Source organism: Geodermatophilus sp. URMC 60, assembly GCF_053502585.1.
The window spans coordinates 2,598,184-2,617,333 of record NZ_CP199958.1 but is presented as its reverse complement, the minus strand read 5'-3'; the positions used below and the strand labels follow the sequence as shown (position 1 = coordinate 2,617,333).

General features: G+C 75.2%; 16 protein-coding genes. 10 read left to right on the top strand and 6 right to left on the bottom strand.

Annotated features, from left to right (window positions below; translation table 11 throughout):
- Positions 1 to 76 precede the first annotated feature (76 nt).
- A complete protein-coding gene (locus ACWIX3_RS12530; RefSeq protein WP_448612394.1) occupies positions 77 to 679 on the bottom strand; it encodes an AAA family ATPase in 603 nt (200 codons plus the stop codon).
- 182 nt (positions 680 to 861) lie between these two features.
- Here ACWIX3_RS12530 and ACWIX3_RS12525 point away from each other — a divergent pair, with 182 nt between their 5' ends.
- Positions 862 to 1,152, top strand: coding sequence for a DUF1540 domain-containing protein (locus ACWIX3_RS12525; protein ID WP_448612393.1), 291 nt, complete (start codon positions 862 to 864; stop codon positions 1,150 to 1,152).
- Here ACWIX3_RS12525 and ACWIX3_RS12520 read toward each other — a convergent pair.
- Positions 1,137 to 1,565 (bottom strand): hypothetical protein, encoded by a 429-nt coding sequence (locus tag ACWIX3_RS12520; protein WP_448612392.1) that lies wholly within the window; start codon positions 1,563 to 1,565, stop codon positions 1,137 to 1,139. The two genes, ACWIX3_RS12525 and ACWIX3_RS12520, sit on opposite strands and share 16 nt — an antisense overlap.
- Before the next feature lie 142 nt (positions 1,566 to 1,707).
- The gene (locus ACWIX3_RS12515) at positions 1,708 to 2,268 is read right to left on the bottom strand and encodes a hypothetical protein (protein ID WP_448612391.1); all 561 of its coding nucleotides are present in this window, start codon (positions 2,266 to 2,268) and stop codon (positions 1,708 to 1,710) included.
- A gap of 287 nt (positions 2,269 to 2,555) precedes the next feature.
- Between ACWIX3_RS12515 and ACWIX3_RS12510 the strand changes: the two genes are divergently transcribed.
- Positions 2,556 to 4,127 (top strand): alkaline phosphatase D family protein, encoded by a 1,572-nt coding sequence (locus ACWIX3_RS12510; RefSeq protein ID WP_448612390.1) that lies wholly within the window; start codon positions 2,556 to 2,558, stop codon positions 4,125 to 4,127.
- Between the two features lie 768 nt (positions 4,128 to 4,895).
- Here the strand turns inward: ACWIX3_RS12510 and ACWIX3_RS12505 are convergent.
- A complete protein-coding gene (locus tag ACWIX3_RS12505; RefSeq protein ID WP_448612389.1) occupies positions 4,896 to 5,216 on the bottom strand; it encodes an EthD family reductase in 321 nt (106 codons plus the stop codon).
- A 220-nt stretch (positions 5,217 to 5,436) separates the two neighbouring features.
- On the bottom strand, positions 5,437 to 6,720 hold the full coding sequence (gene ilvA, locus ACWIX3_RS12500) for a threonine ammonia-lyase IlvA (RefSeq protein WP_448612388.1): 1,284 nt from the start codon (positions 6,718 to 6,720) through the stop codon (positions 5,437 to 5,439).
- Between the two features lie 89 nt (positions 6,721 to 6,809).
- Between ilvA and ACWIX3_RS12495 the strand changes: the two genes are divergently transcribed.
- The 5 genes from ACWIX3_RS12495 (at position 6,810) to ACWIX3_RS12475 (ending at position 11,229) form a co-directional block, all read left to right on the top strand.
- Complete coding sequence (locus ACWIX3_RS12495) at positions 6,810 to 7,133, top strand: hypothetical protein (protein ID WP_448612387.1); 324 nt, start codon at positions 6,810 to 6,812, stop codon at positions 7,131 to 7,133.
- Between the two features lie 375 nt (positions 7,134 to 7,508).
- On the top strand, positions 7,509 to 8,078 hold the full coding sequence (locus tag ACWIX3_RS12490; protein WP_448612386.1) for a hypothetical protein: 570 nt from the start codon (positions 7,509 to 7,511) through the stop codon (positions 8,076 to 8,078).
- Between the two features lie 192 nt (positions 8,079 to 8,270).
- Positions 8,271 to 9,065, top strand: coding sequence for a (Fe-S)-binding protein (locus tag ACWIX3_RS12485; RefSeq protein WP_448612385.1), 795 nt, complete (start codon positions 8,271 to 8,273; stop codon positions 9,063 to 9,065).
- The gene (locus ACWIX3_RS12480) at positions 9,062 to 10,606 is read left to right on the top strand and encodes a LutB/LldF family L-lactate oxidation iron-sulfur protein (protein WP_448612384.1); all 1,545 of its coding nucleotides are present in this window, start codon (positions 9,062 to 9,064) and stop codon (positions 10,604 to 10,606) included. Before ACWIX3_RS12485 ends, ACWIX3_RS12480 begins: the two co-directional genes overlap by 4 nt.
- Entirely contained in the window at positions 10,603 to 11,229 is a 627-nt protein-coding gene (locus ACWIX3_RS12475; protein WP_448612383.1) for a LutC/YkgG family protein, read from the top strand. The genes ACWIX3_RS12480 and ACWIX3_RS12475 overlap by 4 nt, the downstream gene beginning before the upstream one ends.
- Before the next feature lie 119 nt (positions 11,230 to 11,348).
- On the opposite strand, the gene ACWIX3_RS12470 is transcribed toward ACWIX3_RS12475, so the two are convergent.
- A complete protein-coding gene (locus tag ACWIX3_RS12470) occupies positions 11,349 to 14,723 on the bottom strand; it encodes a pyruvate carboxylase (RefSeq protein ID WP_448612382.1) in 3,375 nt (1,124 codons plus the stop codon).
- Positions 14,724 to 14,922: 199 nt separating this feature from the next.
- Between ACWIX3_RS12470 and ACWIX3_RS12465 the strand changes: the two genes are divergently transcribed.
- The 3 genes from ACWIX3_RS12465 (at position 14,923) to ACWIX3_RS12455 (ending at position 19,118) form a co-directional block, all read left to right on the top strand.
- Complete coding sequence (locus ACWIX3_RS12465) at positions 14,923 to 16,254, top strand: cytochrome P450 (RefSeq protein ID WP_448612381.1); 1,332 nt, start codon at positions 14,923 to 14,925, stop codon at positions 16,252 to 16,254.
- Between the two features lie 89 nt (positions 16,255 to 16,343).
- Positions 16,344 to 16,931: a TetR/AcrR family transcriptional regulator gene (locus ACWIX3_RS12460; RefSeq protein ID WP_448612380.1), complete on the top strand. Its 588-nt coding sequence runs from the start codon at positions 16,344 to 16,346 to the stop codon at positions 16,929 to 16,931.
- 6 nt (positions 16,932 to 16,937) lie between these two features.
- Complete coding sequence (locus ACWIX3_RS12455; protein WP_448612379.1) at positions 16,938 to 19,118, top strand: MMPL family transporter; 2,181 nt, start codon at positions 16,938 to 16,940, stop codon at positions 19,116 to 19,118.
- Positions 19,119 to 19,150 lie beyond the last annotated feature (32 nt).

Sequence of the window (19,150 nt, the reverse complement as noted above, 5' to 3'; positions counted from 1 at the left end):
ACGAGCCGGCTCCCCGGCGGGGACGGCGGCCCTCGCCCGCTCCCGGGCGCGCCGGTGCCGCTGGGCGGCCCGGGCCTCAGGCCGCCGGACGGCCGAGCACGTCGGCCAGCGCGAGCCGGTCGGCCTGCATCCGGTCGACGACGGTCACCGCGTCGAGCCCGTTGCCGCCGTCGGGTCCCGCGACCGCCCGCAGCAGGGTGCCCCACCGGATGGCGTGCCGGCGCATCGACCGCGCCGGGATCTGCCGTCCGCGGGCGGTCTGCCCGCTCTCGGCCAGCTCCCGTGACGCGTCGAGCAGCACCAGCCGCACCGAGCGTCCGGCCCGCCGCGCGGCGGACAGGACGACGGCCCGCCACCACGGTCGGGTCCAGGGATCGGTGAGGACGACGACCGGTGCGGGCCCGGCGACGACGCGCAGCACCCGCACCCGGTGCCAGGCGTGGACCAGCGGCCGCACCACCCGGTAGGGGAGGCGCGGGGCCACGGCCTGCAGCCGGGCTGCGACGTCCTCGGAGTCCAGGCCCACGACCCCCGGGACGCGCCCGGCCAGGAGCCTGCGCAGCAGCGTCGTCTTGCCGCTGCCGGGGAGCCCGCCGACGACCACCAGGGCACCCTGCGGCACCTCCTGCCCGCGGGCCCGGCGCGCCGCGGTCGGGGCCGATCCGGTCTGCACGACCACGTGCGGTCACCTCCTCCCGTCCCTGCCCCATGGTCCCCGCCACGGCTCGGAGACCGCGGTGCAACGGCTGTGAGGTCGCTGTGGGATGCGGCCGTTCACGTTCCGCGAACAGGCCGCTGACCTGCGGCTGAGGCAAGCCTCAGCTTGCTGGCGGGGTCCCCCGGGGCGTGCCAACCTGGGGCATGACCTCTCTGCAGGACATGCCCCAGGTCCAGGACTGCTCGGTCGACAGCTGCTCGTACAACGCCGAGCACAGCTGTCACGCCGGCGCGATCACCGTGGGCGGCGATCACGCCCACTGCGGCACCTTCGTGGAGATCAGCTTCCGCGCCGGGCTGGACCGCAACGGGCTGGTCGGGGCCTGCCACCGCTCCGACTGCGTCCACAACGACAAGCTCGAGTGCCACGCACCCAGCGTCCGCGTCGGGCCGGGCACCGACGCGGCCGACTGCCTGACCTACGAGGCCAGGTAGTCCAGGTCCCCCAGGGACTCGGCCGACAGCCCGCCGGCCGGGTCGGCACGGAGCGCGCCGTCGGCCACGGCCAGTGCGGCGACCGGGTCGTCGTCGTCCACGAGGACCGCGCGGCCGCTGGTCGCCACCGGGCGCAGAGCCGCGAGGACGGTGCGACGGTCCGGCGCACTCAGCCCGTCGGTGAGGCGGTCGATGAGCACGATCGTGGCCTCGGCCTCACGCACGGCCTCGATCGCCGCCACGCGCCGGTGCACGCCGTCGCCCGCGGAGGCGGCGAGGCGGTGCACGCGGACGGCGGAGTGCCCGGAGGCGCAGCGGCCGCTGTCGTCGTCGAGCGCGGCCATCACCCGGCGGCGGGCAGCAGCCGGGCCCAGCAGCACGGTGACGTCGCCGACCGGCAGTCGCAGCCCCACGCGGATCTCCTCGCCTCACGCTCCCGCCCGTTCGGACGCGGTAAGGCGAGGCTAACCTCCGTCCCACGCCGCCGTCCACCCCCCGCCGGGCAGCAGAGCGGCGCCACCCCACCGGGGACGGCGCCGCTGTCGCGTCGGGACGTCAGTCGTTGTCGGGACCGCCCCACCAGCGGTGACCGCCGCCCCACGGCATGTCCTCGCGGGTGGAGTTGACCCACTCGGTGACCCGCTTCTCCAGGTCGGCCAGTCGCTGGTCGGCCACCTCCTGGGGCATGCCCTCCTCGACCGCCTTGGCGATGCCCTCCTGCTTGGCCTTGACCAGGGCATCGACGAGCGAGTCGACCGCGACGCCCTTCTCGTCGGCGACCTTGGCGAGCGTGGCCCCCTCGGCCTCGAGCGCGGTGCGCAGCTCGTCCTCGGTCATGCCCAGCGTCTCGGCGGCGGTCTCGAGGCCGAACCAGCCGCCGTGACCGCCGTGCCTGCCGAAGCCGGTATCGCCGAGCGTGGTGGCCACCTCGTCGGCCTGCTCCTGGGAGATCGACCCGTCGTCGACGAGGCCGGAGAGTGCGTCCTTGATGCGGTCCACGACGGACGTCGACGTGCCGTCGGTGTCCTCGGTGGCGGCGACGGCGGGGACGGCCACGGCCAGCCCGGTCAGCGTCAGGGCGCCCGCGGCGGCGGCGACGACCAACTTCTTGCGCACGGTGGTCTCCTCGGTCTGCGGCCGGCGTGTCCAGCCCTCGAGGAGATGGTCGGACCGGAACCTGTGACGGAGCTGGCAGCGCCCCGTGGCCTCGCTGGGGATCGGGGTCTCCGCGACCCGGTCCTCCGGCCGGGCGCGTGGGTGCACCCGTGCGCCGGGAACCGGTCCACGATGGGGCTCTCCGTGTTCACCCGCTGCTCCGGGTCCGTGCACCGCTGCGTCGTCCCGGCGTCCGATCGGGTCAGCAGCGTGGGCCCGGCCCGAGCACCTTGAGAGCGGAGTCCCCCGTGTCCCACTCCCCCGACGCCCGTCGCGACCCGGCCGAGCCCGGCCTGTCCCGCCGGCGCCTGCTGCAGGGCGCCGCGGTCCTCGGCGCCGGGGTGGGCCTGGGCGCCCTCGGCGGTCCTGCGCCCACGGCGTCCGGCACACCCGGCCTGGTGCGGTCGCGGCCCGAGGCACGGTGGGGCGTGCAGAGCGGCGACGTCACGCCGCACTCGGCGGTGATCTGGTCCAAGACCGACCGCCCGGCCCGGATGCTGGTGGAGGTCGCGGCCACGGCCGACTTCCGCCGTCCCCGCGGACGGTGGCGACTCGACGTCGGGCCGGACACCGACCACACCGGCCGGGTGCACGCGGACGGGCTGCCCGCCGGGACCGAGCTGTTCTACCGGGTGCACTTCGACGCCGACGGGCAGGACAGCGAGCCGGTGGTCGGCCGGCTGCGCACCGCGCCGCACGACCGGCGGGACGTCACCTTCGCCTGGTCCGGGGACGTCGCCGGCCAGGGATGGGGCATCAGCCCCGACACCGGCGGCATGACCGGGTTCGAGGCGATCCGCCGCCTGCAGCCGGACTTCTTCCTGCACTCCGGCGACAACGTCTACGCCGACGGGCCGCTGCAGGAGAGCGTTGTCCTGCCCGACGGCACGGTGTGGCGCAACGTCGTCACGCCGGAGAAGAGCAAGGTGGCCGAGACGCTCGACGAGTACCGCGGCCAGTACCGCTACAACCTGCTCGATGCCAACGTGCGCGGCATGGCGGCCGAGGTACCGCTGGTGGTGCAGTGGGACGACCACGAGGTCACCAACAACTGGTATCCCGGCGAGGTCCTCACCGACGAGCGGTACACGGTCCGCGACGTCGATACGCTGGCCGCCCGTGCCCGCCGGGCCTTCCGCGAGTACACGCCCATCGGCGGCGACCGGGTGGAGCGCGTGCTGCCGTACGGGCCCCTGGTGGACGTCGTCGCCCTGGACCTGCGCACCCAACGCGGCCCCAACACCGACAACCTGGCCGCGGACGGGCCGGGTACCCGGATCCTCGGGGATGAGCAGCTGGCCCGGGTCACCCGGCAGCTCACGAGGTCGCGGGCGCTGTGGAAGGTGGTCGCCTCGGACATGCCGATCGGACTGGTCGTCCCCGACGGCGAGGTCACCCAGGAGGGCATCGCCAACCGCGACCCCGGTCGGCCCCTGGGCAGGGAACTGGAGATCGCCCGGCTGCTGTCGGACCTCAGGCGGCACGGCGTCCGCAACGTCGTCTGGCTGACCGCCGACGTCCACTACACGGCAGCGCACCGCTACTCCCCCGAGCGCGCCGCCTTCGACGACTTCGACCCGTTCTGGGAGTTCGTCTCCGGACCGCTGCACGCGGGCACCTTCGGCCCGAGCGAGCTCGACGGGACGTTCGGCCCGGAGGCGGTCTTCTCCCGCACCGGTCGGCGGGCGGGCGAGGAGCCGAACGACTTCTCCCAGTTCCTCGGGCACGTCCGCATCGACGGCGACAGCGGTGTGATGACCGTGGAGCTGCGGGACGTCGGGGGCCGGGTGCTGCACCGCACCGACCTGACGCCGTCCTGACCCGCTCCGGAGCGGCTCGTCCCGGCCCGCTCGAGGTCGGGGCGGTCGCTCCGCCGCGCGTCGTCCGTCGGCGTCCGAGGGCCACCGCGGTGGTGGCGACCGCTTCGGCGTCCCCGCGCTGCCGGACGCCGCCGCGCTGGCCCGGCTGCTCGACCTCGACCAGGGCCAGCTCGCCTGGTTCACCGACGTCCGCGGACTCGAGTGCACGGTCGAGGAGCCGCTGCGCCGCTACCGCTGGCACGCCGTCGAGCGGCGCGGCGGGGTGCGGCTGCTGACCGAGCCGGTCGCGCACCTGCGCAGGGCGCCCCGATCTCGCCGGCGCTGGGGAACCTCGTCCGCCTCCGCCTCGACCGCCGGCTGGCCGGACTGGCCGCCGGGTTCGGCGCCCGCTACACCCGCTACGTCGACGACCTGACCTTCTCCGGGGACCGGCGGATCAGGGGCGACCGGTCCGCCTCGGCGGTCACCGCGGTCGCCACCGAGGAGGGGTTCCGGGTGAACCCGGCCGAGACCCGGGTCGCCGGCGCCGGTTCCCGGCAGCGGGTGCTGGGCGCCGTCGTCAACACCCGGCCCACACTGCCCCGGCCCGAGCGCGACGCGCCCTGCTGCACAACTGCGCCCGGCACGGCTGGGTCACCCAGACCCGGGGGCACGACCCGGCGACCTTCCGCGAGCACGTCCTGGGGCGGGTGGCCTGGGCCGACTCGCTCGACCCGGTGTTCGGCGCGCGACTGCACGCGCTGGCCGCGCAGATCGACCGGGTCGGGGTCAGCCCAGGATCGTGACCTCCTCGACGAAGGCCGTGGGCAGCCTCGTCTCGTCGGCGAAGTTCGACACGTCGGCGACCGCGGCGGCGAACTCCGGGCCGGCGGCCGCCGAGGTGAAGGACTCCTGGTCGTCGAAGGAGATCCAGGCCAGGCCGAGGAACGGGGGCTCCCCCTCCGGCGCGGCGACGGCGTGCTGCTGCACGTAGCGGCGCAGGCCCGGGACCTGCGCCACGATCGGCCCGTGTTGCTCGCGCCAGTAGCGCAGGGCCTCCTCGCGGGGTGTGCCGGCCTTCTCGTACAGCACGAACGACACGGTGAACACGGCTGCTCCAGGGCTCGGCCGGGTGGTCAGGACTCGCTCGGCACGCGGATGCCGCGACCGGTCATGCGGCCCTCGTCACGTGCGTGCAGTGCCTCGTCGCGGCGACCGGCTCGTGCAGCATGCTGCGCCCCCGAAAGCGGTGTCAACCACAGCGCCCCGTCGACCGTCGGCGATCCGGGGCCCGGTGCCGGGGCCGGTGGCGGGGCCGCCCCCGCCGACCTCAGACGAGGAACCGGTAGGCCGTCGTCCCCGGCGCGAGGTGCTGGATGCGCAGCGGGCTGGCCTCGATGCGCGCCAGCAGCCCGGGGAAGTCGTCCGCGCTGCCGAGCTCGATACCGGTGAGTGCGGCGCCGGTCTCCCGGTTGTCACGCTTGACGTACTCGAACAGCACGATGTCGTCGTCGGGGCCGAGCACCTCGTCCAGGAAGCGCCGCAGTGCTCCGGGCTCCTGCGGGAACTCGATGAGGAAGTAATGCTTGAGACCGCGGTGCACCAGCGAGCGCTCGACCACCTCGCCGTACCGGCTGACGTCGTTGTTGCCGCCCGACAGCAGGCAGACCACCGTCTGCCCCGGCTCGACCGGGACCAACCCGCCGGTCAGTGCGGCGGTCGCCAGGGCCCCGGCGGGCTCGGCGATGACGCCGTCCACCTGGTAGAGGTCGAGCATCTCGGTGCAGATCTGGCCCTCGGGGACCGCGACCAGCTCGGCCCCGGAGTCGCGCACCAGCGGAAAGGTCACGTCCCCCACCCGGCGGACGGCGGCACCGTCGACGAACGTGTCGAGCTGCGGCAGCTCCACCGGCTCCCCGGCGACGAGCGCCGCGGCCATGCTCGCCGCCCCGGCCGGCTCGACGCCGATGACCCGGGTGCCGGGGCTGTGCCGCCGCAGCCACGTCGCGCAGCCGGCCAGCAGGCCACCGCCGCCGACCGGGAGCACCACGACGTCGGGCGGGGCGGGCAGCTGCTCGAGGACCTCCAGCGCCACGGTGGCCTGCCCGACCACGGTGGGGACGGCGTCGAAGGCCGGCACCAGCGTCGCGCCGGTGTCCCGCGCGTGGGCGAGCGCCGCGGCCGCCGCCTCGTCGTAGGTGTCCCCGGTGACCACCAGGTCGACCCTCTCCCCGCCCAGCGCGGCGATGCGGTCGCGCTTCTGCCGCGGCGTCGTCCCCGGGACGACGACCGAGCCGTGCACCCCCAGGGCCCGGCAGGCGTAGGCGACGCCCTGCCCGTGGTTGCCGGCGCTGGCGCACACGACGCCGGCGGCCTGCCGGGCGGCGTCGAGCTGGCTGATCGTGTTGTACGCGCCGCGGATCTTGTAGGACCGGCCGACCTGCAGGTCCTCCCGCTTGACCCGGACGTCGGCCCTGGTCGCCGCGGACAGCCGCGCGTTGCGCTGCAGCGGCGTCCGCTCCACCACACCGGCCAGCCGGCGGGCGGCCGCCTCCACCTCGGCGAGGAGGCGCTCCGCCGTCCCGGGGTCCACGACGTCGACGGTGGTGTCCACACGTCCATCCTCCGCGACGGACGGCGGAGCGCGCCGGGACCCCCGCGACGCCGGCGGCCGGTCGCCGTCCGTCGCCGCACACTGGGGTCGTGAGTCCGGAGATCCCCGACAGCCCCGGGAGCAGGCGCGGAGTCGTCCGCCTGCTGAACACCACCGGCGGGCGGTTGCTCTGCCTCGCCGGCGCGGTCGACGCCGCGGCCGTCGACGCGTTCTGGCGGCGTTACGGCCGCGAACCCGCGCGCATCGACCGCATCGACGCCCGCTCGGTCACCGCGCTGTCCGAGTCCGGGCGCGAACTGCTGCTCGACCACGTCGAGGCCGCCGAGCTGGCCGGCCGCCCGGTGGAGCTGCGCCCCTCCCCCGCGGTCACGCGCGTGCTGACCGGCCGGGAGGCCGGCGCCGGCACGCACTGACCGCCCAGCCGGGTGCCGCGGTGCCCGCCGGACGACGCCGGACGGTTCAGCCCCGGATGAGCTCCCCGAAGCGCGCGCAGCTCCCGTCGATGGCGGCCTGCAGCGGCTCGCCGTGGGCCTCGCCCTCGTCCCGGAGCGGGTCGTCCCCCGCGGTGACGACCGCCGGCGGCAGGCCGGTCAGGTCGGCGTGCAGCGGGGACAGCCGGCGTCCTCCCGGACCCCGGCGTGGTGGCCGTAGGACCAGTCCGTCGTGTCCTTCGCCCGGACGGCCCCCTGGGCCGCCCGGCCCCGCCCGCACCTGACCGGCACGGGGAGCCGGGGCGGGAGCTCCGGACGACCTGAGTGGAGTGGCTACACCGGGGTATCCCGGCACCCATGAGCGGGAAGTCTGCGGAGGACTACGCGGAGGACTACACGGACCCGGAGCTGCGCGCGCGGCTCAAGGAGGAGATCAAGGCGGGTGACCGCGGCGGCCGACCGGGGCAGTGGAGCGCCCGGAAGAGCCAGTTGCTCACGCACGAGTACGAGGCGCACGGCGGCGGCTACCGGCACGAGGGCAAGCGCACCGAGGCCCAGCAGCACCTCCAGGAGTGGACCGAGCAGGAGTGGCACACCGCGGACGGCGGCAACCGCGCCCGCGACGCCGACGGGACCCGGCGCTACCTGCCCGACGTCGCCTGGCAGCTGCTCAGCGACGACGAGAAGGCGGCCACCGACCGCCGGAAGCGGGAGGGCGACGAGCAGCACGTCGCCAACACCGACGCGGCCAAGGAGGCCCGCAGGGCCGCCGAGCTCGTCGACGCCGACGCGGCGGAGGCGCGCAGGCGGGTGTCGGCGATGAGCGGCGACTCCCAGCTCGACCGCGCCGAGCGGGCCGAGCGGGAGCTGGGGAAGGGCCGCAAGACGGTGCTCGATGCGATCGAGCGCCGGCGCGACCGCACCTGACCTGCCGCGGCCGGGCCTCCGTCCCGCGTGCGTACCCGGAACGGCATCGACCGCGCGGCCGCGCCGGAGGGCCGTTCCTGGCAGAGTCCCACGAGGGGCCCGGGGCGACCGGGCCGATCGCCGGATCGGCCCGGTCGTCCGGGAGTCGAGCATGGTGCGCCGCGACGTCGCGGCCCACCGGGAGGGAGCGGCATGAGGGTGGCGCTGTTCGCCACGTGTCTGGTGGACACGGTGGCGCCGCAGGTCGCGATGGCCACGGCGAGGCTGCTGGAGCGGCTGGGTCACGAGGTCGTCGTCCCGGCCGGGCAGGCCTGCTGCGGGCAGATGCACGTCAACACCGGTTACCGGCGCGAGGCGGTGCCGATCGTGGCCAACCACGTGCGTGCCTTCGCGGGCGCCGAGGCGATCGTGTCGCCGTCCGGGTCGTGCGTGGCCTCGATCCACCACCAGCAGGCCATGGTGCTGCGCCGGGCCGGCGAGGACGAGCTGGCCGCCGAGGCCGAGACCCTGGCCGGGCGCACCTACGAGCTGAGCCAGTTCCTCGTCGACGTCCTCGGCGTGACCGACGTCGGCGCCTACTACCCGCACCGGGTGACCTACCACCCGACCTGCCACTCGCTGCGGCTGCTGAGGGTGGGCGACCGGCCGCTGCAGCTGCTCCGCGCGGTCCGCGGGCTGACGCTCGTCGAGCTGCCGGCCGCCGAGCAGTGCTGCGGCTTCGGCGGCACGTTCTCGGTGAAGAACTCCGACACCTCGACGGCGATGCTGACCGACAAGATGGCCAACGTGCTGTCCACCCACGCGGAGGTGTGCACCGCCGGTGACGCCTCCTGCCTCATGCACATCGGCGGTGGGCTGTCCCGACTGCGGTCGGGGACGCGCACCGTGCACCTGGCCGAGATCCTGGCCTCGACGGAGGACGCCGTGAGCCCGCACCAGACCACGAAGCCGGCCGTTTCCGCAGAGACCGCCGAGGTGCCGGCATGACCACCACCCCCGAGGACCTGCGCACCGATCAGACGCCGCTGGCCCCCGGCGCCCCCCGGTCCGGGACGACGTTCCTCGGCCTGCCGACGGCGCCCCGCGGGGTCGGCCACCTGCGCGGCGACCGGCCCTTCCCGGAGGCCGCCCGCGACGCGCTGCGCGACGGCCAGCTGCGGGCCAACCTCGGCCACGCGACCAGCACCATCCGCGCCAAGCGGGCCCGGGTCGTCGGCGAGGTGCCCGACTGGGAGCAGCTGCGCCAGGCCGGCAAGGCGCTCAAGCAGTCGACGATGGCGCGGCTCGACGAGCTGCTGGTGCAGCTCGAGGAACAGGTCACCGCCCGCGGCGGCACGGTGCACTGGGCCCGCGACGCCGAGGAGGCCAACGCGATCGTCACGCGGCTGGTGCAGGCCACCGGCACCGACGAGGTCGTCAAGGTCAAGTCGATGGCCACCCAGGAGATCGGCCTCAACGAGGCGCTCGAGGCCGCCGGCATCACCGCGCACGAGACCGACCTCGCCGAGCTGATCGTGCAGCTCGGGGACGACGCGCCCAGCCACATCCTGGTGCCGGCGATCCACAAGAACCGTGCCGAGATCCGCGAGATCTTCCTGCGCACCATGCCGCAGTTCCAGGGACCGGGCGCCGACCGCGACCTCCCCGACGAGCCGCGCCGGCTGGCCATGGCCGCCCGCACGCACCTGCGGGAGCGGTTCCTGCGCGCGAAGGTGGCGATCAGCGGCGCCAACTTCGCCGTCGCCGAGACCGGGACCCTCGCCGTCGTCGAGAGCGAGGGCAACGGCCGGATGTGCCTGACCCTCCCGCAGACGCTGATCACGGTCATGGGCATCGAGAAGCTGGTGCCGACCTGGCGCGACCTCGAGGTCTTCCTCCAGCTGCTCCCCCGCTCCTCCACCGGCGAGCGGATGAACCCCTACACCTCGATGTGGACCGGCGTGAGTCCCGGCGACGGCCCGCAGGAGTTCCACCTCGTGCTGCTCGACAACGGGCGGACGGCGGTGCTCGCCGACGAGGTGGGCCGCGAGGCGCTGCACTGCATCCGCTGCTCGGCCTGCCTCAACGTCTGCCCGGTGTACGAGCGCACCGGCGGGCACGCCTACGGCTCGGTCTACCCGGGCCCGATCGGCGCGGTGCTCTCCCCGCAGCTGACCGGGGTCGAGGACAACGCCTCGCTGCCGTACGCCTCGTCGCTGTGCGGCGCCTGCTACGACGCCTGCCCGGTGGCCATCGACATCCCCTCGATCCTGGTGCACCTGCGGGGCGAGCACGTCGAGGCGCAGGAGAAGGTCACCGCCGAGGCGGTCGCCTTCCGGGCGCTGTCGAAGGCGATGTCGAACCCGCGGCTGTGGCGGCTGACCCAGCGGGCCGCCGGCCTGGGCCGCCTCCTCGCCCGCGGGAGGCCGACGCTGCCGGCCGCGCTGCCACCTCCCGCGTCGGCCTGGACCCGCAGCCGCGACCTGCCGACCCCGCCGAAGGAGACGTTCACGCAGGCGTGGGCCCGGGAGCACGGGGGGCGGCAGTGACGAGCGCGCGCGAGGAGGTGCTCGGCCGGGTCCGCACCGCCCTGGGCGAGCGCCGTCCCGACGTGGTGGTCCCCCGCGACTACCGCACCGCCGACGAGCGCCCGGCCGAGCAGCTGCGCGAGGTCCTCGTCGACCGGCTGGAGGACTACAAGGCCTCGGTGCTGCGGTGCGGCCCGGACGAGGTGGGGGCCACCGTCGCCGCAGCCCTCGACACCGGGCTGGGTCCCGGCTGGGATCCGGCGTCGGTGGTCGTGGCGCCGGGGGTCCCGGCCGGCTGGCGGCCCGACGGGGGAACCGAGGACGACGGCCGGCCGGCCGTGGAGCTCACCGCGTTCGCCGCGACGCTGACCGGGGTGGCGGTGGCGATCGCCGAGACCGGCACGCTGGTCCTCGACGGCGGTCCGCTGTCGGGACGGCGGGCGGTCTCGCTGCTGCCCGACTGCCTGGTCTGCGTGGTCGAGGCCGAGCAGGTCGTCGGCGGGGTGCCCGAGGCGCTGGGCCGGCTCGACCCGAACGCGCCGCTGACGATGGTCAGCGGTCCGTCAGCGACCAGTGACATCGAGCTCGACCGGGTCGAGGGCGTGCACGGCCCGCGCACGCTGGTCGTGGTGCTCGTCGTCTGACGCCGCCGGGAGCCTCGCAGCGAGCGCCGGCGAGCGAGGAGCGGACCGGCTGCGGAAGGCGCGCGGTGGCACCGTCGCCCGGGGAGGGGCCGGCCGGCGCGGGGGCCGGCCCCTCCTCCTCAGCGGAGGACGACGAGCAGGTCCCCGCCCTCCACCTGCTGGACTTCGCTGATCGCCAGCCGCTCCACCGTGCCGCCGACCGGCGCGGTGATCGAGGCCTCCATCTTCATCGCCTCGATGGTGGCGATCGGCTGCCCGGACTCGACGGTGTCCCCTTCCTTGACCTGCAGGGTGACCACGCCGGCGAAGGGCGCCGCGACCTGGCCGGGGTCGCTGCGGTCGGCCTTCTCGGCGGCCTTCACCGCGGCGTCGACCGAGCGGTCGCGCACCGACACCGGCCGCAGCTGCCCGTTGAGCGTGCACATGACGGTGCGCATGCCGCGCTCGTCGGGGTCGCTGATCGCCTCGATGCCCACGAGCAGGGTGACGCCGGGCTCGAGGTCGACGGCGTGCTCGTCGCCGGGCCGCAGGCCGTAGAGGAACTCCTTCGTGGGCAGCACGGAGACGTCGCCGTACTGCTCCGCGTGGGCCTCGAACTCGCGGGTGGGTCCGGGGAAGAGGAGCCGGTTGAGCGTCTCCCGCGGCGCCTCGGCCAGGCCGCGCTCGTCGTCGGCCGACAGCTCGGCCGGCGGCTCGGCGGGACGGCGGCCCTCCAGCGCCCGGGTGCGGAACGGCTCGGGCCAGCCGCCGGGCGGGTCGCCGAGCTCGCCGCGCAGGAAGCCGATCACCGAGTCGGGCAGGTCGTACTTGCCGGGCTCGGCGGCGAAGTCCTCGACGCTGACCCCGGAGCCGACCAGCTGCAGCGCCAGGTCGCCGACCACCTTGGACGACGGCGTGACCTTGACCAGCCGGCCCAGCAGGCGGTCGGCGGCGGCGTAGGCGTCCTCGACCTCCTCGAAGCGCTGCCCGAGGCCCAGGGCGATCGCCTGCTGGCGCAGGTTGGACAGCTGCCCGCCGGGGATCTCGTGCCGGTAGACCCGCCCGGTGGGCGCGGCCAGGCCGGACTCGAACGGCGCGTAGACCCGGCGCACCGCCTCCCAGTACGGCTCCAGGTCGTTGACCGCGGCGAGGTCCAGACCGGTGGCGCGCTCGGTGGCGTCGGTCGCCGCGACGATGGCCGACAGCGGCGGCTGGCTCGTCGTCCCGGCCATGGAGGCGACCGCGCCGTCCACGGCGTCCACCCCGGCCGACCACGCGGCCAGCAGGGTGGCCAGCTGCCCGCCGGCGGTGTCGTGGGTGTGCAGGTGCACCGGCAGGTCGAAACGCTCGCGCAGCGCGGTCACCAGCCGGGCGGCCGCCGGCGGGCGGAGCAGACCGGCCATGTCCTTGATCGCGAGCACGTGCGCGCCCGCCTCGACGATCTGCTCGGCCAGCCGGAGGTAGTAGTCCAGCGTGTAGAGGTCCTCACCCGGGTCGGAGAGGTCGCCGGTGTAGCACAGCGCCACCTCGGCGACCGCGGTCCCCGTCGCCCGGACGGCGTCGATGGCCGGGCGCATCTGCGCGACGTCGTTCAGCGCGTCGAAGACCCGGAAGACGTCGATGCCGGTGGTCGCCGCCTCCCGGACGAAGGCGTCGGTGACCGCCTCGGGGTAGGGGGTGTAGCCCACGGTGTTGCGGCCGCGCAGCAGCATCTGCAGGCAGAGGTTGGGGACCGCCTCGCGCAGCGACGCCAGCCGGTCCCACGGGTCCTCGTGCAGGAAGCGCAGCGCGACGTCGTAGGTCGCCCCGCCCCACGCCTCCAGGCTGAACAGCTGCGGGGCCGTGCGGGCGACGTGCCCGGCGACGGCGAGCAGGTCCTTGGTGCGCACCCGGGTGGCCAGCAGCGACTGGTGGGCGTCGCGGAAGGTGGTGTCGGTGACCGCCAGCGCGGTCTGCGCGCGGAGCTCCGCCGCGAACGCCTCGGGGCCCCCGGCCAGCAGCCGCTGGCGGGAGCCGTCCGGCGGCGGGGTGCCCAGGTCCACGCGGGGCAGCTTCTGCACCGGGTCGACCAGGTGCGGGCGCTCCCCGTGCGGCTGGTTGACCGTGATGTCGGCCAGGTAGGTGAGCAGCCTGGTCCCCCGGTCGGCCGAGCTGCGCGCGGTGAGCAGGTGCGGCCGCTGCTCGATGAACGACGTCGTGACCCGCCCGGCGGCGAAGTCCGGGTCGTCGAGCAGCGCCTGCAGGAACGGGATGTTGGTGGCCACGCCGCGGATGCGGAACTCGGCCACCGCCCGGCGGGCACGGGCGACCGCGGTGGGGAAGTCCCGCCCGCGGCAGGTCAGCTTCACCAGCATCGAGTCGAAGTGCGCACCGACCTCCGCGCCCAGCGACGAGCCGCCGTCCAGCCGGATCCCGGCCCCGCCGGGCGAGCGGTAGGCGGTGATCCGGCCGGTGTCCGGGCGGAACCCGTTGGCCGGGTCCTCCGTGGTGATCCGGCACTGCAGCGCCGCGCCGCGCAGCTGGATCGTGTCCTGCGACAGGCCCAGGTCGGCGAGGGTCTCCCCCGAGGCGATCCGCAGCTGGCTCTGCACCAGGTCGACGTCGGTGACCTCCTCGGTGACCGTGTGCTCGACCTGGATCCGCGGGTTCATCTCGATGAACACGTGCCGGCCCTCGGCGTCGAGCAGGAACTCCACCGTGCCGGCGTTGACGTAGCCGATGGCCCGGGCGAAGGCGACCGCGTCGGCGCAGATCCGCTCGCGCAGCGCGGGGTCCAGGTTCGGCGCCGGGGCGAGCTCGACGACCTTCTGGTGCCGGCGCTGCACCGAGCAGTCGCGCTCGAAGAGGTGGACGACGTCCCCCGCCCCGTCGGCCAGCACCTGCACCTCGATGTGCCGCGGCTCGACCACCGCCTGCTCGAGGAAGACCGTCGGGTCGCCGAACGCCGACTCGGCCTCGCGCATCGCCGCCTGCACCGCGCCGGTCAGCTCCGCCGGGTCCTCCACGCGCCGCATGCCGCGCCCGCCGCCGCCGGCGACCGCCTTGACGAACACCGGGAACGGCAGCTGCTCGGATGCGGCCAGGAGGGTGTCGAGGTCGGCGCTGGGCTCGGTGGAGGCGAGCACCGGCAGGCCGGCGTCGCGCGCGGCGGCGATCGCGCGCGCCTTGTTGCCGGTCAGCTCCAGTACCGACGCCGGCGGGCCGACGAAGGTGATCCCGGCCTGCGCGCAGGCCTCGGCGAGCTCGGGGTTCTCGGACAGGAAGCCGTAGCCGGGGTAGACCGCGTCGGCACCGGCCCGCTGCGCGGCCCGCACGATCTCGTCGACCGAGAGGTACGCCCGGACCGGGTGCCCCTCCTCGCCGATCTGGTAGCTCTCGTCGGCCTTGAGCCGGTGCACCGAGTTGCGGTCCTCCCACGGGAAGACGGCCACCGTCTCGGCGCCGAGCTCGTAGGCCGCGCGGAACGCCCGCACCGCGATCTCGCCTCGGTTCGCGACCAGCACCTTGGTGAACACAGCTCTCCTCCGGGTCGGGACGGCGCGACGAGCCTCCCAGAACACCGCCCGTCGTGCGGCACCCCCGTGAGCCGCGCGCGGACCCGCCCGACGCGCCCGCCGGTGCATCCTGCAGCTCGCGCTGCGGAGGTCGGTGCGGCGACCTGCGAGTCGTGAGCCGCGTCACGCAGGATGGGGTCCTGGTGACGGGAGGCGACACGTGGTGGTGCGCAGTACGGTCCGCTGGGCCGCGACCCAGGGGGCGATGCGGCTGGCGATCCGGGCCCGCGCCCGGGCGGGGAACCCGGACGCCGAGGTGCTCGTCGACCCGAGGGTCCGCGAGGACCCCTACGCCCACTACGAGCGGCTGCGGACCGTGGCACCGTTCGCGGGCGGCGCGTTCGCACGGGTGAGCGTCCACCACGGGGTCTGCACCGACGTCCTGCGCAGTGACGACTTCGGCCAGATCGGCGGGTCGCGCACCGACGGCCTGCCGGTCCTGCTCGCCGGGGCGCTGCGGCTGGCCGGCCCGCGGCCGAGCGTCGGCCCCATCGACGCCCCGTCCATGCTCGCCGTCGACCCGCCGGAGCACACCCGCTACCGCCGGCTGGTCAGCCGGGCCTTCAGCGCCCGAGCCGTCGCGCGGCTGCGCGACCGCACCGGGGCGATCGCCGACGAGCTGCTCGACGACCTCGAGCGGGAGGCCGCCGCGCACGGCGGCCGGTTCGACCTGGTGGCCCGGTACGCGAGCCTGCTGCCGGTCACGGTTATCTCCGAGGTGCTCGGGGTCCCGGTGTCGATGCGCGAGCAGTTCCTGGCCTGGGGCGACGGCGCCACGCCGAGCCTGGACATGGGGCTGGACCTGCGCACCCACCGCAGCGTCGAGCGCCACCTCGGCGAGCTCGACGCCTGGTTCCGCGGCCACCTGCGGCAGCTGCGCCGCTCCCCCGGCGACGACCTGCTCTCCACGCTCGTGACCACGGCCGACGACGACGGCAGCGGGCTCACCGAGCACGAGCTGCTCGCCACGGCCACCCTCGTCTTCGGCGCCGGCTTCGAGACGACGGTCAACCTCGTCGCCAACGGCGCCGCGCTGCTGTTCGCCCACCCCGACCAGCGGCAGCTGCTGGCCGAGGACCCGTCGCTGTGGCCCAACGCCGTGGACGAGGTCCTCCGCGTCGAGTCCCCGGTGCAGCGGACCGGGCGGCGGGCCAAGCGCGACACGACGGTCCACGGGGTGCCCATCGCAGAGGGCGAGCTGGTGCTGTGCCTGCTGGCCGCGGCCAACCGCGACCCGCGGGTGTTCCCCGATCCGCACGCCTTCGACGTCACGCGGCCCAACGCCCGCGACCACGTCGCCTTCTCCAGCGGCACCCACTTCTGCCTGGGCGCCGCGCTGGCCCGCATGGAGGGCGAGGTGGCGCTGCGCGCGCTGTTCGAGCGTTTCCCCGACCTCGCCGCCGCAGGCCCCGGTCGCCGCCGCGGCACGATCGTCCTGCGCGGCTACGAGTCGCTGCCGGCCCTCGTCCCGTCGCTGACCCGCACCGGCTGAGCGGCGCGCGCCCGGGTGTGACGAAGGATACCGACCAATCCGGTCGGTACACCGACCGAACTGGTCGGTGATCCCGTACCGTCCGTCGGGTGACACGACCGTTCCGGCAGCAGGTCGACGAGGGCATCCTCGACCGGGCCGCCGCCCTCTTCGCCCGGCGCGGGTTCGCCAAGACCTCGGTGCAGGATGTCGCGGACGCCGTGGGCCTGTCCAAGACCGGGCTGCTGCACCACTACCCCAGCAAGGACGCGCTGCACGCGGCGGTGCTCGCCCAGGCCGGCTCGCTGGGCCAGCGGGTGCTCGACCAGGTGGGTGACCTGCCCCCCGGCCCGGCGCGGGACCGGCACGCGCTGGAGGTGCTGGTCGACGTGGCCCTGGCCCACCCCGGGCTGGTCGCGCTGGTGCTCGCGCCGGTGACCGATCTCGACGCCGAGCCGCACCCGGCCGTGACCGGCCCGGTGCTGCACGCCTTCGGCGTCGACCCCGAGACCACGGAGCCACCCCGGCTCGTCCGGGTCATCGGCGCGCTCGCCGCGCTGGCGGTGCTGACCCTCGCCGCGCACGCCGAGGACCGGACCACCGCGTGGCGGCAGCACATCGTCGCCACCTGCTTCGACGCGCTCGGCCACCGCCGTCCGGACGCCGCTCTTCCCGATCCCGACCAGGTGGAGGCCTGATCCCCCATGGCACTTCTGTTGTCCCGACTCGGTGCCTTCTCGCACCGGCACCGCGTCGCCGTCGTCTTCGTGTGGCTCGTGCTGCTCGTCGGCGGCGGCGTGGGAGCGGGGACCCTGGCCGGCGAGACGTCGGACAGCTTCTCGATCCCCGGCCAGGAGTCGACGACCGCGCTGGAGCGGATCAGCGAGGAGTTCGGTGCCGCGGGCGGTGCGACGGCGCAGGTGGTGGTCGTCGCCCCGGGCGGCGCGTCGCTGGCCACGCCGGAGAACGCCGCGACCGTGGGTGCGCTGGTCGCCGAGCTGGGCGAGCTGCCCGGCGTGGCGTCGGCCAGCAACCCGCTGGACCCGGCCGCCCCCTCGGTCAACCCCGAGCTGACCACCGGCTACAGCACCGTCACCTACGAGGCGCCGGTCGGTGAGGTCACGCCCCAGCAGCAGGACGCGCTGACCGCGGCCGTCGAGGACGCCGGCGCCGGCCCGCTCACCGTCGAGGTCACCGGCCAGGCGATCCAGGCGCCCCCGCACATCGGCGGCCCCGCCGAGGTGATCGGCGTCGTCGTCGCGCTCGTCGTCCTCGCCGTCACCTACGGCTCGCTGGTCGTGGCCGGCATGAACCTGCTGACCGCGGTCGTCGGCGTCGGCATCGGCGTCCTCGGCATCACGATCGCGACCGGCTTCACCGACCTGTCGTCGACCACCCCGATCCTGGCCGCGATGCTCGGCCTGGCCGTCGGCATCGACTACGCGCTGTTCATCGTCAGCCGGTTCCGCCAGGAGCTGCGCTCGGGCGCCGACGTGGGCACCGCGGTCGCCACGGCCGTCGGCACCGCCGGCTCCGCGGTCGTCACCGCCGGGCTCACCGTCGTCATCGCCCTGACCGGGCTGTTCGTCGCCGGCATCCCGTTTCTCACCCAGATGGGCCTCGCCGCGGCCGCGACCATCGTCGTCGCCGTCCTCGTCGCGCTGACCCTCGTCCCCGCCGCGCTGGGCTTCCTCGGCCTGCGGGCGCTGCCGAGGAGGCAGCGGGGCGAGGCGCACACCCACCACGCGGCCGACGGGGGCTTCCTGGCCGGCTGGGTCACCACGGTCACCCGTCACCGCCTGGTCGCCCTGCTGCTGACGGTCCTGGCCCTGGGCACCATCGCCGTCCCGTTCTTCTCCATGCAGACCACGCTGGTGCAGAACCCGCCGGAGGACAGCAGCCAGGCCCGGGCCGAGCAGTTGCTCGCCGACGGATTCGGCGAGGGCTTCAACGGGCCCCTCACCGTGCTGTTCGAGGGCGACGGCGCGGTGCAGGCCGCGGCGGCGGCCGCCGGTGAGATCCCCGGTCTGGACGACGTCGCGCTCGTGGCCCCACCGGTGCCCGACGCCGACGGCACCGCCGCCCTGCTGAGCGTCATCCCGCAGTCCGGGCCGACCGACCCGGCCACCGAGCAGCTCGTCGCCGACCTGCGCGACCTGCTGGCCGACGTCGACGGCGCGCAGGCCTCGGTCACCGGCGCCACCGCGGTGAGCGTGGACGTCGCCTCCAGCCTGGACGCCGCACTGCCGGTCTACCTCGCGCTGGTCGTGGGCCTGGCCCTGGTGCTGCTCGTGCTGGTCTTCCGCTCGCTGCTGGTGCCGCTGGTGGGCGTCCTCGGTTTCGTGCTCACCGTCGGGGCCGCGCTCGGCGCCACCGTCGCGGTGTTCCAGTGGGGCTGGCTGGCCGACCTGGTCAACCTCGACGGCACCGGTCCGCTGATCAGCCTGACGCCGATCCTGGTCATCGGCATCCTGTTCGGGCTGGCGATGGACTACCAGATCTTCCTGGTGTCCCGGATGCACGAGGCGCACAGCCACGGCGCCGCGCCGATGGAGGCCATCCGCACCGGGTTCCGCCAGGCCGCCCCCGTCGTCGTCGCGGCCGCGCTGATCATGTTCTCGGTCTTCGCCGGCTTCGTGCCCTCCGGGGACGCGACGATCAAGTCGATCGCCTTCGCCCTGGCCGCGGGCATCGCCTTCGACGCCTTCGTCGTCCGCATGGTGCTCGTCCCCGCCGCGCTGGCCCTGCTCGCGGACAAGGCGTGGTGGCTGCCGCGCTGGCTGCGCTGGCTGCCCACCCTCGACGTCGAGGGCGCCGCGCTGGAGCGGCGCACCGCCCGGCCGCAGGTCGAGCAGCGCGAGGTGGTCGGCGCCGGCGAGCGCTGACCTCCCCCCGACAGCGCGGCCCGCCTCCCTCG

Excerpts from the sequence above, each read along its gene's own strand:
- ACWIX3_RS12490 (WP_448612386.1), top strand. The coding sequence starts at position 7,509 with ATGAGCGGGAAGTCTGCGGAGGACTACGCGGAGGACTACACGGACCCG.
- ACWIX3_RS12455 (WP_448612379.1), top strand. The coding sequence starts at position 16,938 with ATGGCACTTCTGTTGTCCCGACTCGGTGCCTTCTCGCACCGGCACCGC.
- ACWIX3_RS12485 (WP_448612385.1), top strand. The coding sequence starts at position 8,271 with ATGAGGGTGGCGCTGTTCGCCACGTGTCTGGTGGACACGGTGGCGCCG.
- ACWIX3_RS12525 (WP_448612393.1), top strand. The coding sequence starts at position 862 with ATGACCTCTCTGCAGGACATGCCCCAGGTCCAGGACTGCTCGGTCGAC.
- ACWIX3_RS12480 (WP_448612384.1), top strand. The coding sequence starts at position 9,062 with ATGACCACCACCCCCGAGGACCTGCGCACCGATCAGACGCCGCTGGCC.